The organism is Nereida ignava (assembly GCF_047114695.1).
Lineage (GTDB): Bacteria > Pseudomonadota > Alphaproteobacteria > Rhodobacterales > Rhodobacteraceae > Nereida > Nereida ignava.
The window spans coordinates 1,163,104-1,179,504 of sequence record NZ_CP112885.1; the positions used below are offsets into that span (position 1 = coordinate 1,163,104).

14 protein-coding genes and 1 tRNA gene are annotated in these 16,401 nt (G+C 54.4%); 8 read left to right on the forward strand and 7 right to left on the reverse strand.

Going from position 1 to position 16,401, the window contains the following annotated elements:
* Positions 1 to 38 precede the first annotated feature (38 nt).
* The 3 genes from OLX08_RS05770 to OLX08_RS05780 all read right to left on the reverse strand — a co-directional run bounded on the left by OLX08_RS05770 (position 39) and on the right by OLX08_RS05780 (position 2,385).
* Positions 39 to 1,076 (reverse strand): HesA/MoeB/ThiF family protein, encoded by a 1,038-nt coding sequence (locus OLX08_RS05770; protein WP_391483093.1) that lies wholly within the window; start codon positions 1,074 to 1,076, stop codon positions 39 to 41.
* Positions 1,076 to 1,537: a dUTP diphosphatase gene (dut, locus tag OLX08_RS05775; RefSeq protein ID WP_391483094.1), complete on the reverse strand. Its 462-nt coding sequence runs from the start codon at positions 1,535 to 1,537 to the stop codon at positions 1,076 to 1,078. The genes OLX08_RS05770 and dut overlap by 1 nt, the downstream gene beginning before the upstream one ends.
* 77 nt (positions 1,538 to 1,614) lie before the next feature.
* Entirely contained in the window at positions 1,615 to 2,385 is a 771-nt protein-coding gene (locus tag OLX08_RS05780; RefSeq protein WP_391483096.1) for an SseB family protein, read from the reverse strand.
* A 150-nt stretch (positions 2,386 to 2,535) separates the two neighbouring features.
* Here OLX08_RS05780 and OLX08_RS05785 point away from each other — a divergent pair, with 150 nt between their 5' ends.
* The 8 genes from OLX08_RS05785 to OLX08_RS05820 all read left to right on the forward strand — a co-directional run bounded on the left by OLX08_RS05785 (position 2,536) and on the right by OLX08_RS05820 (position 10,292).
* Positions 2,536 to 2,967: an ArsR/SmtB family transcription factor gene (locus OLX08_RS05785; RefSeq protein WP_391483098.1), complete on the forward strand. Its 432-nt coding sequence runs from the start codon at positions 2,536 to 2,538 to the stop codon at positions 2,965 to 2,967.
* The gene (locus OLX08_RS05790) at positions 2,964 to 4,013 is read left to right on the forward strand and encodes a permease (RefSeq protein WP_391483100.1); all 1,050 of its coding nucleotides are present in this window, start codon (positions 2,964 to 2,966) and stop codon (positions 4,011 to 4,013) included. The genes OLX08_RS05785 and OLX08_RS05790 overlap by 4 nt, the downstream gene beginning before the upstream one ends.
* Positions 4,014 to 4,080: 67 nt before the next feature.
* Complete coding sequence (locus tag OLX08_RS05795) at positions 4,081 to 5,328, forward strand: Na+/H+ antiporter NhaA (RefSeq protein WP_048598945.1); 1,248 nt, start codon at positions 4,081 to 4,083, stop codon at positions 5,326 to 5,328.
* Between the two features lie 204 nt (positions 5,329 to 5,532).
* Positions 5,533 to 6,201 (forward strand): ABC transporter ATP-binding protein, encoded by a 669-nt coding sequence (locus tag OLX08_RS05800; RefSeq protein WP_391483102.1) that lies wholly within the window; start codon positions 5,533 to 5,535, stop codon positions 6,199 to 6,201.
* Positions 6,170 to 7,789, forward strand: coding sequence for a capsule biosynthesis protein (locus tag OLX08_RS05805; protein WP_391483104.1), 1,620 nt, complete (start codon positions 6,170 to 6,172; stop codon positions 7,787 to 7,789). The genes OLX08_RS05800 and OLX08_RS05805 overlap by 32 nt, the downstream gene beginning before the upstream one ends.
* Positions 7,789 to 8,622 carry a 3-deoxy-8-phosphooctulonate synthase gene (kdsA, locus tag OLX08_RS05810; RefSeq protein ID WP_391483106.1) on the forward strand — a complete coding sequence of 278 codons (834 nt, stop codon included), beginning with the start codon at positions 7,789 to 7,791 and terminating at the stop codon, positions 8,620 to 8,622. Before OLX08_RS05805 ends, kdsA begins: the two co-directional genes overlap by 1 nt.
* Before the next feature lie 15 nt (positions 8,623 to 8,637).
* Complete coding sequence (locus tag OLX08_RS05815; RefSeq protein WP_391483107.1) at positions 8,638 to 10,134, forward strand: phosphomannomutase/phosphoglucomutase; 1,497 nt, start codon at positions 8,638 to 8,640, stop codon at positions 10,132 to 10,134.
* An 83-nt stretch (positions 10,135 to 10,217) separates the two neighbouring features.
* Positions 10,218 to 10,292 (forward strand) — tRNA-Gln (locus OLX08_RS05820).
* A 128-nt stretch (positions 10,293 to 10,420) separates the two neighbouring features.
* Here OLX08_RS05820 and OLX08_RS05825 read toward each other — a convergent pair.
* The 4 genes from OLX08_RS05825 to galE form a co-directional block, all read right to left on the reverse strand.
* Complete coding sequence (locus OLX08_RS05825) at positions 10,421 to 11,917, reverse strand: FAD-binding protein (protein WP_391483109.1); 1,497 nt, start codon at positions 11,915 to 11,917, stop codon at positions 10,421 to 10,423.
* Positions 11,918 to 12,058: 141 nt separating this feature from the next.
* On the reverse strand, positions 12,059 to 13,036 hold the full coding sequence (locus tag OLX08_RS05830) for a GlxA family transcriptional regulator (protein WP_391483110.1): 978 nt from the start codon (positions 13,034 to 13,036) through the stop codon (positions 12,059 to 12,061).
* Between the two features lie 99 nt (positions 13,037 to 13,135).
* Positions 13,136 to 15,151 carry a DEAD/DEAH box helicase gene (locus OLX08_RS05835; protein WP_391483112.1) on the reverse strand — a complete coding sequence of 672 codons (2,016 nt, stop codon included), beginning with the start codon at positions 15,149 to 15,151 and terminating at the stop codon, positions 13,136 to 13,138.
* A gap of 181 nt (positions 15,152 to 15,332) precedes the next feature.
* The gene (gene galE / locus OLX08_RS05840; RefSeq protein WP_391483113.1) at positions 15,333 to 16,343 is read right to left on the reverse strand and encodes a UDP-glucose 4-epimerase GalE; all 1,011 of its coding nucleotides are present in this window, start codon (positions 16,341 to 16,343) and stop codon (positions 15,333 to 15,335) included.
* Positions 16,344 to 16,401: the final 58 nt, after the last annotated feature.

The window sequence follows — 16,401 nt, forward strand, 5'->3', positions numbered from 1 at the left end:
AGTTTTATGTAGGCACGCAAGCACCGCGATGTAAGCCGCTACGTCGCGCTGCCGCACACGGTACAATTCTTGTTGCGTGTAATTTTGATGTGGCGCGTTTGCGCATAAAGCGCATCGTAGATCAGCATTGATCCCGACAACCCCTCGCCCGCGCCAGTTATCTCTTTCACCGCTTCAACAGCCATCATCGCCCCGATAACGCCGGGCAAAGGCCCCGCGACGCCAGCTTCTGCGCAGCTTAGCGCAAGCTTACTGTCAGGTGCTTTAGGGAACACGCAAGCGTAACACGGCCCACCCTGAACATACGTGCTGATCTGCCCTTCCCATTGGGTCAGCGCTGCGGCAATCAACGGCTTACCGAGCTTCTGGCATGTCTCGTTCACTAAATAACGGGTGTCAAAATTGTCGCTGCCATCAAGCACCAGATCGTAGTCCGCAATTAAGTCCACTGCCATATCAGCAGTCAGGCGGCGGTTATACGGGCGCACTGTGACAAAAGGGTTTTGTGCCTTTAAGCGCGCCTCAGCACTGAACACTTTGGGCATGCCGATCGCCGCATCATTGTGTATGATTTGGCGCTGTAGATTGGTGTTTTCGACAATATCATCATCAATAATTCCGAGCGTACCAACACCCGCTGCGCCCAGATACATCAAAGCAGGCGCCCCAAGGCCGCCAGCCCCAATCACCAAAACTTTCGCCTCTTTTAGGGACTTCTGACCAACGCCACCGATCTCTCGCAACACGATGTGACGTGCGGCGCGTTCCAACTCTACGTCCGCAAATAACTGACCGGTTTCGGGAACTTCAAAACTGACGGGATTTGTGCGAGCTCTGATCCACAGCAAACCACGGCGGTAAGCCAGAACAAGCCCCACGAAAGCCGCCAGTAATATCCAAAGCCGCGCATCCCCACCGGTGCCCTCGCGCAGCGGGTGACCGTTTGGCAAAATGATGTGCACCGCCAAAACTGCAACAAACAACAAACCGATCATGATCCAGCGTGCTTGTTTTGGCGTTTGGGTGATCATGCCGAACACCCACAAAAACGCGGCCATTGAAAAAACAACTAACATCAGCTGCGCCCCGTCGAACCAAAGCCACCGCTACCACGCGCCGTTTGCCCAAGTGCGCTTTCCACTTTGAATTCACCCTGAACAACTGGCGCCACAACCATTTGCGCGATGCGATCAGCGTGACTAATCACAAAAGGCTCAGACGATGTATTCAGCACGATGATACCTACTTCACCACGGTAATCCGCATCAATAGTACCGGGGCTGTTTAGCAACGTAATCCCATGCTTAAGCGCCAAACCACTGCGCGGCCGGATCTGCACCTCAAAACCCGCTGGAATTGCCATGCACAGCCCTGTCGGAACAAGCGCGCGCGCCCCAGGCTCAAGCACCAGCGCACCGCGGTCTGGCAAGTTGGCCCGTAGATCAGCACCGGCTGCCAACGTCGTCTCATACGCCGGCAACCCAAGCGACGTATCCGCCCCCTCTACCCACATCATCTCGATCATCGGTTGGCTCATCACGAACGGCCTCTCATCTTCTTTTGTTCAAAATATCCCAGAGCGCGAGACAGCGTCTCGCACCCGCATCCAACCACTTAGCGCAGTTTCGGCGGATTTGCAGGGTCCATCCCGGGTGCTTTTGGCGCCTCAGGCATCAACAACTCTGGCAGATCAAATTGCAGCCCCGCGGCCAGAAGCGCAGACACACTTGGATCGCGGGAGGCAAGAAACGCCACATCCAAGACACCCGCCTCAAGCCCCGAGAACGTCAGCGCTTCACCAACAGCGCGCGCCAGCGCATTCTCGGCACCCGCCGCCACATCAATAAATGCCAGCATATGCCCACGCGATCCGTCATCATAAGCAACCCCGACCAGCACAGCCTTTTGCGCAAGCCCCGTGGCGGTTGCCAGCTTTGCATCAAGTGCCGCGATCAAATCTTCTGGCAGACCCTTGGGCGGTGTAATCTCTTTCGGCGTCGCGGTGACTTCTGTTGGCAGATTTCCAAGTGTCGCATGCAACCATTCAACCGCATCGCTTGGGATCAATATTTCGGACGACTGCCCCAGATTGACACCCATGCCAATGCCTTGTCCGCTTAACATCGCGGCCAATATGCGTCCTGACACAGCAACATAAGGCACGGGCTTTTCAGCAAATGCTGTCAGGCGTTCAATGCGGTCAAATACCAATACGAACTGCCCGCCCTCAACATCGAACACGTCTGGCTCAACGTCTTCACCGTCTGCCTCTTGAAGCAGCAGCATAAACAACTCTGCATCCGCTAACCGCTCATAAAACCGCAAACGCGCCGCATCAGAGGCATCCATATTTTCAAAAGCGATATCAACGGGCGTCTTGGACATGGGGGCCTCATGTTTGGAAGGTATAGCTCGGTCATCGGGGTAGTGATTTCACCACGATCAAACAAGGTGAAAGATGCGCGCAGGTAAATCATTTCGAAACCTATCGAAATAACGCTTGCTATTGTTTCGAATATCTTCGAAATATAGGATATGAAACATGAAAGCGCTCTGCACCCCGCCGCCTCCAGCGGTCTCAGTCTAACAGTAGCTGCATCCACGTTTGCCGCGTTAGGCAGCGAACAACGCTTGGGTGTGCTCCGTGTTCTGGTGCAAGCGGGACCAAAAGGGCTCAGCATCGGAGAGCTGGCAGAGCGGTCGGACGTCTCGGGCTCAACACTCACACATCACATGAAAATTCTTGCGGCAGCGGGTCTAATCCAACAGCAAAAACACGGGCGTTCAATTATTTCGGTTGGTGCCGCCTACGACGATATCGAGGCGCTCTGCGGGTTTTTGATGGCCAATTGCTGTGCCTGTGGTCCCGCATGTCAGTGTGGTCCAGATTGCAAATGTAGCGACGGCGAATGCTGTTCCGACATCCAGGGCCAAGAAGCATCAAACAATACAAAGGCTACATCATGAGCGACGCATCCCAAACACGGTCGAGCGCGATCAAACCTGCAGCACTTTGGCGCGGGGCGGACAAAGCAATTCTTGTCACTTTGGCAGCTCTTGCAGCTCTTGCCTTCTTCGACCTGAACGCCCTTGGCCCCGTAATCGCCAGCGGTTTTGGCAGCTTGGCACACACAGCGCCATTTATCTTATTTGCAATCTTTTCTGTAGCTTACCTCAAGGCCACTGGCGCCGAAGGGCTGGTGGCCAAAGCCTTCACCGGCCCACCGGTTCGTATGATTATATTCGCCGCAATTGTCGGGGGTGTGGCGCCGTTTTGTTCGTGCGAGGTCATTCCGTTTGTTTCCGCGCTTTTGGCGCTTGGGGCGCCCCTTGGGGCGGTCATGGCACTGTGGCTAGCGTCGCCATTGATGGACCCTGCCCAATTCGCGATCACCGGATCCGCCCTTGGCTTTGACTTTGCAATCGCAAAAACCGTGGCGGCAATCAGTGTCGGCATCGGCGGCGGTCTGGTCACGCAGCTGCTATCTGGCACCGCCGTCTTCAGCGACCCACTAAAGATTGCCCCCGTGAAGTCTTGCTGCTCAAAATCATCTGGTCCTTCGGGATTTGATCAAAAGCCGCAATGGAAATTCTGGGGCGAAGCTGACCGCACTGCTACTTTCCGTGAAACCACCCTTACAAACGGAGTGTTTTTGTTCAAATGGCTGCTCATCGCGTATATTTTTGAGGCCATGATGACGCGCTATGTTCCGGCCGAATTTGTCGCGGGCTTTTTGGGTGGTGAAGGCGTGCAGCCGGTTATTCTTGGTGCAATTTTGGGCGGTCCTGCCTATCTCAACGGCTACGCAGCGGTCCCACTTGTTGCGGGCTTGGTGGATCAAGGCATGTCACAAGGCGCAGCGCTGTCATTCATGATGGCCGGTGGCGTAAGCTGTATTCCCGCAGCGATTGCAGTCTACGCGCTTGTGAAACGCAAAGTTTTCGCAGCGTATCTTGGACTGGCATTCGTCGGTTCTGTCAGCGCAGGGTTGGTCTGGCAGGCGATCGCCTGACGCAATGGGCGTTGAACCGTTGAACCAGTTGGCGTAGGCAGCTGGCACAATAATACGGGAAGACACCATGTACCGCGTCTGGAATTTCGTCACCAATTACTCGCTTTTGCTCATTGCCGGAGCATTGATCGCGCTGATTTGGGCAAACATTAACGCCGAAAGCTACCACCATTTTGTAGAGTTCACTATTTGGGATCATGCGCCGATCGGGCACCTTCATGATGGACATCGCACCCTCACCCTACACTATCTGGTGAATGATATTTTGATGGCGCTGTTCTTTGCAATCGCCGCAAAAGAGGTCTGGGAGGCCGTGATCCTCAAAGAAGGCTCGCTGCGTGGCAAGAAAGCGGCAACACCTTTGTTTGCCACACTCGGCGGCATGGTTGGTCCGATTTCTGTGTACCTTGGGTTGGCGTTTTTGCTTGGTGAAGACAAGTTCAGCGCAGTCGCTAACGGGTGGGCAATTCCAACGGCAACAGACATCGCATTCAGCTACCTCGTTGGACGCCTTGTGTTTGGCGCAGGCCACCCTGCGGTACGCTTTTTGTTGTTGCTGGCAATCGCAGATGATGCTGCGGGCCTCATCATTTTGGCGATTTTCTACCCATCGGGCGAATTGGCTCCGGTTTGGCTGCTAGCCTCATTTGGCGCTGCCATCGGTGTGTTTCTCTTGGCCAACTGGCTGCCGCGCAAAATGGACAGAGGAAACCAAATGCGCCCTGTTAGCACATGGGTACGCACCAAGCTGCATTTCCTGCCCTATGCCATTGCTGCCTGCATCAGCTGGTACGGCTTCATGCGTTCGGGCCTTCACCCCGCATTGGGCCTTTTGCCGATCGTGCCAACCATTCCGCATGCTGACCGCGCTTTTGGTATTTTCAGCGAGGCCGAGCAGTATTTGACAGACTTGCTCAACAAGATCGAGCACGCGTTGAAGCACCCCGTAGAGATCATCTTGTTCTTCTTTGGTCTGCTGAATGCCGGTGTTGAGTTCAGCTCTATTGGCGATGCGACATGGCTTGTTCTTGCGGGTCTGCTGATCGGTAAGCCTGTTGGTATCTTTATCTTCGGATGGATCGCAGCACGCCCTCTGGGTCTTGGGCTGCCCCAAGGGATGCGTCTTGTTGATCTGATCGTGATTGGTTTTGTGGCGGCTATTGGCTTTACGGTTTCGCTTTTTGTGGCCTCAGTGGCCTTTGACGCTGGGCCCGTTCAAGACGCTGCGAAAATGGGGGCGCTCTTTAGCTTCTTTGCTGCTGTGGCGTCATTCATCGCAGGCAAATTGTTGCGGGTTGAGAAACAGCAAGCCTAACTGGATCATCGGCAGATTTTCGCATAATTTGAAGGGCTCCAGTCACCGCTGGGGCCCTTTTTCGTTTAACCAGTCCGCCCGAAACGTGGCAATTGTTTTCAAAAACAGACATAATAATGCCCAATTGCGTTCCTATTGATTGGCGGAAGAAACCCGCTTTGTACCGTTACCGAGCGCGAGGTGTAGTGTCAGGAACCGGAGCCAATGCTCGAGTTTGAAAATGTCAGCAAATCATTCTGGACGGGGACACAGCGTAAAGTGATCCTGGATCGGGTAAGCTTTCGGGTCAAGCTTGGCAAATCCTTGGGCATCCTTGCGCCTAATGGCACCGGCAAGACCACCCTGATCAACATGATGGCGGGGCTCGAAAAACCAGATGAGGGCGAGATCAGGCGCAGTTGCCGCATCTCGTTTCCTTTGGGCTTTATGGGCGGCGTGACCAACAGACACACGGCCATGGACAACTCACGGTATATCGCACGGCTTTACGGGCTAGACCCCGATTATGTCGAAGCATTCTGCCGCTGGATGTGTGACATCGATGAATATTTCGACATGCCTGTCGGCACCTTTTCGTCAGGCATGCGTGCGCGTTTTACTTTTGCGCTAATGCTTGCGCTCGATTTTGATGTCTACCTCATCGATGAGGGAATGCCCTCAACCACGGATGTGAACTTCAACCGCAAAGCCGCAGAAATCCTGAAAGAGCGGTTCCGGACAACGACCGTTATCATCGTGTCGCACCAAGCAGAGACTTTGGAAAAACACGCCAAACAAGCCGCCGTTTTGATGAACGGCCAATTGAATATGTTTGAAACCTTGGAAGAGGCTAAGCAACTTTATGACTACCAAACCCAAGGCGCAAAAGTTTAGGATCCGCCGCCCCGTTCAAGGTGCAACGCCCGCACTGGATCAGGCAGCGGCCGAAACACCGACACCTCAAGGTACTACTCCGCTCAAGGCCGTTGAGGGGCCGCTTGATGCGATCCGCCAAGAGGGGCTGACCGGTCGTCAGCTGCGCATGGCGCGACGCGTGGCACAAAAACACGGGCTCGCACCCACATCCGATTTTGATGCAATCAGGTTGCTGCGCGAAAAAGGGATTGATCCGTTTCAACGGGCCGACACGCTTGATTTGGTCATGCCTGAGAGCAATACCAACGCAGGCGCCGCAGCTTCAAACGTGGCCCAAAGTGGCAACACGGCCCGCGATGAAGAAGCGGTGCGCCAAGCCCTTGGGCGCATTCAATTGCCCCAAACCACCCAAAACGGCAAAGCACAGCTACCCTCAACCGAGGTGGCATCGCCGGACGATCGCGCCCTCGAAATTAGGCGCATCCAACAAGACATCGCAAAACGCCGCCGCCGCAAACTATTGCTTTTGATCTCGCGGCTGAGCGCCTTTGTCTTTTTGCCCACATTGATCGCGGGGTATTATTTCTATGTTCTCGCGACACCAATGTACGCCACCAAATCCGAGTTCCTCATCCAGCAAGCAGAGCCACCGGGCGCGTCCGGTGCCGCAAGTCTTTTCGGAGGCTCGCCCATCGCCACGTCCCAAGACAGCATCGCCGTACAAGGGTATCTACAATCGCCCGAGGCGATGCTCCGGCTTGATGAAGACCTTGGGTTTAAGGAGCATTTCTCACAAGAAAACATTGATACCCTCAAGCGGCTTGCACCTGATACCACCAATTCTGCGGCCTATAAGCTGTACAAAAAGAAAGTGAAGATCGGTTATGATCCCACCGAAGGGATTGTGCGCATGGAGGTCATCGCAGCCGATCCTGAAACCAGTGCGCTTTTCGCAGAACGGCTCGTGGCCTATGCTGAGGAACGCGTCGACAATATCTCGCTGCGTGTGCGTGAAGACGCCATGAAAGGCGCACGTGAAAGCTATGAGGCCGCGGAAGCCGAACGGGTTGAGGCGCTTTCTCGTGTGACGCGCCTGCAAGAAAGTCTTGGTGTTCTGAACCCTGCTGCGGCTAACGCGCTTTTGCAAAGCGAGATGCAACAACTGCAATCGCTGCTTTTGGAAAAAGAGCTCACGTTGGCCAGTCTGCTTGATAATCGCCGCCCTAATCAAGCCCGCGTAGATGGCACCCGCGCCGAAATCCGGCGCCTTGAAGAAAAAATCGCGGACGTGCAGGCGCAAATGACATCCACGGGGGGCGATGCCAACAACCAAGCGCGCAAGAATGCAGAGCTGCGCGCCGCTGAAGAAGACTACCAAACCCGCACGGCCCTGTTGCAACAATCACTGCAATCACTCGAAACGGCGCGGGTCGAGGCCGAACGGCAGGTCCGCTATCTGTCAATTGCCGTGGCCCCTGTTCCGCCAGACGAGGCAAGCTATCCGCGCAAGTTTGAGAACACCATTCTGGCATTCCTGATTTTTGCTGGTATCTATCTGATGATTTCGCTAACTGCGTCCATCCTCAGAGAACAGGTGACAAGCTAATGAAAACCGTAAACGTAGGGGCGCTGTCCATTTCTAACGACGCCCCCCTCACCTTGATTGCAGGGCCGTGCCAACTTGAAAGTGCTGACCATGCGCAAATGATCGCAGGCACCCTTGCCGAAGCGTGCGCCGCAGCGGGTGTGCAATATGTGTTCAAGGGAAGCTACGATAAAGCCAACCGCACGTCTTTAAATGCGCCTGCCCCGCTTGGGCTTGATAAAGGGCTGGCCGTTCTTGAGGGGGTTCGCAACGCAATTGGATGCCCCGTGATCACAGACATTCACAGCGAAGACCAATGTGAGCCTGTGGCAAGCGTTGTAGATATCATGCAAATCCCTGCATTCTTGTGCCGCCAAACCGCACTTTTGCTGGCAGCAGGTCGCTCAGGTGCCGCGATCAACATCAAGAAGGGTCAGTTTTTGGCCCCTTGGGACATGGCAAACGTTGTCGCCAAAGTAGAAAGCACAGGAAACAACAAGCTTTTATTGACAGAACGCGGCGCATCTTTTGGTTACAACAACCTTGTGGTCGACATGTGTTCGCTGCCTGAAATGGCTAAAACAGGCTATCCGGTTGTGATGGATGCCACCCATGCAGTTGCCAAACCCGGTGGCTTGGGCTCTGCGTCTGGTGGGCAGCGTGAGTTGGCCCCTGTATTGGCACGTGCAGCCGTTTCGCTTGGCATTGCGGCCCTCTTTACCGAAACTCACGAAGATCCAGACAACGCGCCATGCGACGGGCCTAACATGATCTATTTGCGCGACATGCCTGCGTTGATCGAAAGCTGGGCCGCGTTCGACAAATTGGCAAAGTCAAACCCTATACGCCTCTGATCGGACAGCATCCTCATGGTCAAACCACACCCAACCGTCGCGCCAAACACTTGGTCATTCCTACGTGATGCAATGATCACCACAACGGGGTTTCGTGAATACGACGCACGTTGGAAATACCCAGATGACATCAACCTGCCGGGCATAACCGCGTTGGGATTGGGGCTTGGCACCCAAATGCATCGCCGCGGGATTGAGCCCGTGATTGCAGTGGGCAACGACTATCGGGATTATTCGCTTTCGATCAAAAACGCGCTCATGCTTGGGCTTATGCAAGCTGGAATTCACGTCAAAGATATCGGTCCTGCGGTCTCGCCAATGGCCTATTTTGCACAGTTCCACCTTGATGCACCAGCAGTCGCCATGGTCACTGCAAGCCATAATCCAAACGGCTGGACAGGGGTCAAAATGGGGTTTGAACGCCCCCTCACCCATGGCCCTGATGAAATGAGCGAGCTCCGCGACATCGTTCTAAACGGTGAAGGTGAGCCACGCGCCGGTGGGCAATATGAATTTGTGGACGGGGTACGCGAGGCTTATCTTGATGACCTTGTGGGTGATTTCAAAATGAGCAGACCGCTTAAAGTGGTATGCGCCGCCGGCAACGGCACGGCAGCAGCTTTTGGACCCGATCTGTTTGAGCGCATCGGCGTTGAGGTGGTTCATAGCCATACTGAACTTGACTACACCTTCCCCCATTACAACCCCAACCCAGAAGCCATGGAAATGCTGCACGATATGTCCAAAACCGTGCTGGCAACAGGGGCGGACTTAGCGCTCGGCTTTGATGGGGACGGTGATAGATGCGGTGTTGTCGATGATGAGGGTGAGGAAATATTTGCGGACAAAGTCGGCGTCATCATGGCGCGCGATCTGTCCAAATTACACAAAGATGCGCTGTTTGTAGCGGATGTGAAATCAACCGGCCTTTTTGCGTCAGACCCAGAACTTCAGAAGAATGGCGCTAAAGCTGACTATTGGAAAACAGGCCACAGCCACATGAAGCGCCGTGTAAAAGAACTGGGCGCGTTGGCAGGTTTTGAAAAATCCGGTCACTACTTCCTCGCTGAACCAATTGGGCGTGGCTACGACTGCGGGATGCGAGTGGCCGTTGAAATCTGTAAACTCATGGACCGCAATCCTAACGCCAAAATGTCTGACCTTCGAAAAGCGCTGCCGCGGACATGGGCCACACCGACAATGTCCCCCTACTGTGCGGATACCGAGAAATACGCGGCCCTCGACCGGATCGTTGCGAAGATTACCGCACATTTTGAGCAAGGTGGCACCATCGGCGGACGGGCAATCAAAGATGTTGTAACCGTCAACGGCGCACGCATCATATTGGAAAATGGCGCTTGGGGCTTGGTACGGGCAAGTTCAAACACACCCAACCTTGTAGTCGTCTGCGAAAGTCCGGAATCAGAAGCAGAGATGCGTGATATTTTTGCAGACATCGATGCAATCATCCGTACAGAACCAAGCGTCGGGGCATATGACCAGACGATCTAAAGTCTATCTCTAAATTTAGATAGTAATTTGTCATTTCCCCCCTTGAACCAGTCAAACCATCGAAGTAGATAACCGCTCAGCGTTGGGATGTAGCCAAGTGGTAAGGCAACTGTTTTTGGTACAGTGTACCGTAGGTTCGAATCCTACCATCCCAGCCAACTTCTCTTTAGAGCAACGAAAATACCAAAGGCCAAGCCTTGATCGTCTGTGATACAGGGAACGTAGTTCAACGATGCTGCTGCCAAAAGCACTACAAAATACCCAACCGAAATCTTTTGTAGCAAACTCATAACACCCCCAAATACCTGTCCCAAAAGTTATTCCGCAGGATCAGCTTTGGGTCCATCTGGCGCTTTGCAGCGGCAAACTCAGCAGCGCGTGGATAGGCCGCTGTCAGCTGATCCAATCGCGCGTGAGGGCGATACGGCAAATAATATGTGCCCCCGATCGAAACGACTCCGTCAATCAATTCTTGGGTCATCCGCTGCATGTCAGCCTCTGCGCGGGCAGTCATTTCCTGACTAAATGACATCACCGCAGCGATCCGCGGTGTTGTGCTGTAACTCAGCCAGCTTTCTTCATCGGTATCGACAAACCGCAAGGTGACGTTGAGAAATTCTTGATACGAGGCAGGAATGACGGTCCTGCAAATGATCACAAATTCCGCAAAACGTTCTGGTGCGACAAAGTACTCGTGCAAAATGTCCGTTCGCTTAGGGTCGCGATCATCAAGCGTGTGCACAGGCTCATTGATCAAACTGTTACGCGTTGTAGGCCCACCCGCCAGCTTCGTCGCTACATCCGCCTCAAACCACCACCGCAGCTTTTTCATTCGTTCGTTACCAAGCTGGGCACGGTAAATGCGGCTCGCAATTTTCGCCGCCACACCCGAGCCTTGCGCCGCAGGAAGTGCACTTTGATCAGCACTTGGCCGGTACGACACAAGTAAACCGCGCATCATAAAATCATCACGCCCCACATTAAGCCGCCCGTAGGCCATATTGACGGTGCGGTCCTTCAGTACCTCAACAAAGCGTTTACCCAAACTCTCTGCGGGCACTTCTTCAAATGTAGGCTCAAGGCGCACATTTTTTGCGAGGTCCACGTCCATCTGTGTGACAATGCCTGTTAGGCCATAGCCACCCATCGTCATGTTGAATAAATCACTATTTTCCGATCGAGAGCATCGCACCAATTCGCCCTCTGGCAGCAACATTTCAAAGGCGCGAACAGTGCTGCCCATTGGCCCCTCTTTCACAGGCCAACCGTGGGCATTCACACAAAAGGTCGCCGCAACCCCAAAATCATTGTTGGATTGCATGACACGTGGGCCAAGCCCAACAGGATCCGCAGCATTGATCACATCCCGCCAGCGCGCACCCGCATGAAGGCGCATCACACTGTTTTCCGTATCAAGCTCTATATACGCATTCTCAAACGTAATGGCGTGACCGCCACGTGGAATTGCCTGCCCCCCCATTGAGTGACGCGCAGCCCCCACGTTTACGGCGCGGTTATTTGCGCTCGCATCTGCAAGTTCGGCTCTGAGCGCCGCAACCAATTTCTCACCTTGGTCCTCGCGCAGGGTTATGTGCTTGAAGATTGATGTCTCATTCAACTCACTGGCGTCGTTTAAGGTTTTGCCCGCCCCAAGCGGTTTGACCATACGGGTGCCCGCAATCGTGGGGTTCGACGCCGAGAACCCTTTGGAAACCGCAACACCCACAGCGGCTCCGCCCCCGAGGAGTGCCGCACGCCGACCGATTTTGACGATCTGTACCAATTTGCCAAACCTTACTGGTTACTCGAAATTCACTCATGAATATGCACAATATGAAATGCACGCCGCGGCTTTGGCAACGCACTGCGCAGCGGAATTTGGCAAACGTATCAAAAGAGCCGCATATAAACCCAGCAGTGTACGTTAGTCGTATTTCAAAAGCTTAATCTTTTTGCGGGCGCGCATTTTTGCGGGGCTAAGCCCATATTCCTCGCGCACTGCCTTCGACATTGTATCAACAGAGCCAAATCCCGTGGCAACCGCCACATCAACAATCGGCAACAAGGTTTCTTCAATCATGTTACGGGCGCGTTTCGTGCGAAGCCGCTTATAGAACCGCGCAGGCGTGTCATCGAATACCTTGCGAAACGTCCGCTCAAGGCTGCGTGTCGACAGACCTAGCTGATCGGTCAAATCAGCCATGGAAATTGGGTCCGCAATGGTCTCTTCCATCAGACGGATCGCTTCGGTGACCTGCGCATCAAAAAGGCCCTGATTATCAGCAATGTCCTTTGGTTGCTCTGCATCGCTTTTGCGTAAGGTATGCAGCAAAAGGCGGTTTCCCAACTCGGCAACTTGTGCGGCCTCAAGACTGCTTGAAATCAGACCGATGATTAGCTCCGCCGTCGCACCCATGCCCGCAGCAGTAATGATACCACCGCTGTTTTCAGAAAAACGTGCGGTAAGGTTGGGGTAATACCCAGTTTCATTAAGGGCGACCGCGTCGCGCCAATGGGTCGTCACATGACCGGGGGGGGTTTTCGTAAGCTCAATATAGGCCGTTGCAGCATCAGACAGCAAAACTGCCGGCCGCCCCAAACGCTGCATTTGACGCGCGCGGCGCTGCCAGCCAGCGGCAGCCCCTGATTTACCACCAACCACGATCAGAACATCTGCTACGTTGTGATCATCGATCAAAGGCTCGGCGCGCAAAAGCCCGCCTGTCAGGCCCTGTACCACGCCTGGTGTTTCCGCCACAAAACGCCAGTCAAAAGCGGTACGTGCAAGAACTTCATTGGCAATGTTCAGGGTGTGCGTCACGGCGGACGCTTCATAATCACAAAAGCCATGACCGACATAAAGCTCAAACAGCTGTGGCGTCGTGGTGGTATCATGAAGCATCGCAGAGCAGTTCCAACATAGGGACAACGCAAAAGCGCCAGCACATAAGGTGCTGGCGCTTGTTAAACACATAATCCCAAGAAGGGTAAATATATCAATCTAACGCTTTGGACCATTCGACTTGGTGCGTGGCTTACGCGGCCCACCTTCGGCTTTTGCGGCAGCATTGCGCGCTTGGTTCTTTTTGCTATTTGATTTGCCTTTAGGGGGCGGTGGGCCTTTGGGGCCAGATTTACCGTATGGCTTGCCAGAAGGTTTTCCACCGGGCTTTCCACTTGGTTTCCCTGCACCTTTAGGGCTACGCGGCTTAACCGCACCTTCGTGGGTTTCAGTCAGGTTTTCACGTGGCGCACGATACGGCGCTGCGGCTTGCTCATCACTGCGGGGTTTCTTGGTGCGCGGTTTGCGCGGCGCGTCCTCACGGCGCGCAGCTCCTTTGCCCTCGCCTTTTGGACCAGCAGGATGCCAATCACCCTTGGGTTTGGAGCCTTTATAGGCAGGCTTGCCACCCCGCGGCGCACCGCCGCCGCGTGGACCAGATGCACCAAGGTTCGGTGCCCGGTCCAGCTTCGTCAGCTTGGCGCCTTCCACATTCATGTCAGAACCAATCTCAGCCAAAAAACGTTCGACGGATTCGTCACGAATTTGAACATAGCTCTCGTCTTGCTGAATTCGGATTGCACCGATGTCGTCTTTATCAAGACCACCAGCTTTGCAGAGCATAGGCAGCAAACGGCGCGGCTCAGCACCATCCTTGCGGCCACCGGCCACAGAGAACCATGTGCTAGCGCCAAATTCTTCGCGCGGTTTTGGTGCAGCGTCGGCAGCACCCAGCTCTTCTGGTGCAGAGCGGTTGGCTTTATACAAACGCAAATAAGCAGCGGCCAATTGCTCGGGCGTGAATTGGGCAGCAAGACCTGATACGGCTTCCATCTCACCTTCAGCGATTGCCTCAGACCATGCGGGATCCGCCAACATCCGCTCATCATCACGGGCGTTCACGGCATCAGCAGAAGGCGCTTGGCCCCACACCGCCTGAACCTTTGCCATACCTAAAATACGTTCGGCTTTTTTGCGCACTTTTGGCGTGACGATCAGCGCAGACACACCCTTGCGACCCGCACGGCCCGTACGGCCAGAACGGTGCAACATCGTCTCGTGGCTACCCGGCAGTTCAGCGTGCACAACAAGATCAAGGTTCGGCAAATCAATGCCGCGCGCAGCAACATCTGTCGCAACACAAACGCGGGCACGACCGTCACGCATGGCTTGCAGCGCGTGTGTCCGCTCGTTTTGGGACAGCTCACCAGAAAGCGCCACAACCGAAAAACCACGGTTCGACAGGCGTGTCGTGATGCGGTTTACCATCGCGCGGGTATTGCAGAAAACAATCGCGTTTGGCGCCTCGTAGTAGCGAAGCACGTTTATAATGGCGTTCTCACCATCGCGAGGTGATACAGCCATTGCATGATATTCAATATCAGCGTGTTGCGATGTTTCAGCTTTGGTCGAGACCCGCACCGCATCTTTTTGGTAGCTTTTCGCAAGGTTCGCGATGGCCTTTGGCACAGTGGCCGAGAACAGTAATGTTTGCCGCTCATCCGGCGCTTCGCCCAAGATAAATTCAAGATCTTCGCGAAAGCCCAGATCAAGCATTTCATCGGCTTCATCCAGAACCACAGCGCGTGTCTGGCTTAGATCGATTGAACCACGCATAATATGATCGCGCAGGCGGCCCGGTGTTGCCACGACAATATGTGCACCACGGTCAAGCGCACGACGCTCGTCACGCATGTCCATCCCACCAACGCAAGACGCCATCACCGCACCGGCTGGCCCATAAAGCCATGCCAGTTCGCGCTTTACCTGCATCGCAAGTTCGCGAGTTGGTGCAATGATCAACGCCAGAGGGGTGCTTGCCCGCTCAAAACCATCACCATCGCCCAAAAGCGTCGGCGCAATCGCAAGCCCGAAGCCGACCGTTTTGCCCGATCCTGTCTGTGCTGAAACCAGCATATCAGCACCAGTAAGAGCCGGATCAGAGACCGCCTCTTGGACCGGAGTAAGTTTGTCGTAGCCTTTGGCGGCCAGAGCGTCAGCGATGGTTTTTTTCACGTCAGGGTCTTTCAATAAGGTCGTTGGCCCCTGAAGGATATACGGGGGACGATATGATCAACGATTCACTTGGTTGAGTGCGCCACTAGAGTGTTGTGAGCCGTTTGTATAGGGGCAGTTGCATATGTACCCTTTACAAAACGCAACGTAGCCCTAAGCCTACCGCTGCATTTTGACGCTATCAGGCGTCTTTCTGTATCCATGCCCAGTTCGATCGGCACATATCAAACAGATCGCGCTTGGTCTCGAACCCCAGCACCTCACGGGCCAAAGTTGCATCCGCTAAATAAACAGCAACGTCCCCTGCACGGCGCGGCGCGGCGCGGTAGGGTATCTTGATGCCGGACACCGCCTCATAGGCACGGATAACCTCAAGAACGGAATAGCCCTGCCCAGTCCCAATATTGACGGTGTGCCCTTGGCCCGTGGCCTCAATCGCATCAAGTGAGCGCACGTGCCCTTCGGCCAAATCCATGACGTGGATATAGTCGCGCACGCCGGTGCCATCAGGGGTAGGGTAATCATCACCGTACACAACTAATTCCGGCAGACTGCCGGTAGCCACGCGATCAATGTAGGGGAGCAAATTGGCAGGTATGCCATTAGGACGCTCGCCGATTGCGGCACTTTCGTGGGCACCGATGGGGTTAAAATAGCGCAACACCCCAAACGACCACCGATCATCATTGCTGCCAACACGCTCAAGCATTTGTTCAGAGCTAAGCTTGGTAAATCCATATGTGTTGACGGCAGAACGCTCGGCCGTTTCGGGGATGGGGAAAATCTCCTGATCACCGTAAACAGTCGCGGATGACGAGAAAACCAAATTGAAAACCTCGGCCTGCTCCATCGCGCGCAGCAGCGTCAAAAGACCACCGATATTTGTTTCCAGATATGCCAGCGGCTGCGCCTCGCTCTCGGCCACAGATTTGAGGGCAGCAAAATGCACCACACCAAAGAATGCGTGATCTGAAAATACCCGCTCCAGAGTAGCCGCATCCGTGACATCGCCCTCGATGAAAGTCAGATGATTGTGGCCAACCAACGTGCCAAGTGCATCAAACACGGAACGCTCAGAATTTGACAGATTATCAAGGATCACAACTTGGTAGCCCGCCTCAACCAATGCGACAGCCGTATGCGAGCCAATGTAGCCAAGCCCGCCCGTCAGCAAAATAGTGTGTCGCGTCATCTGAAGTTCACCTCGTGGGCGCACATCGCCCGCCCTCTTGATGCCAAACAACCACGCG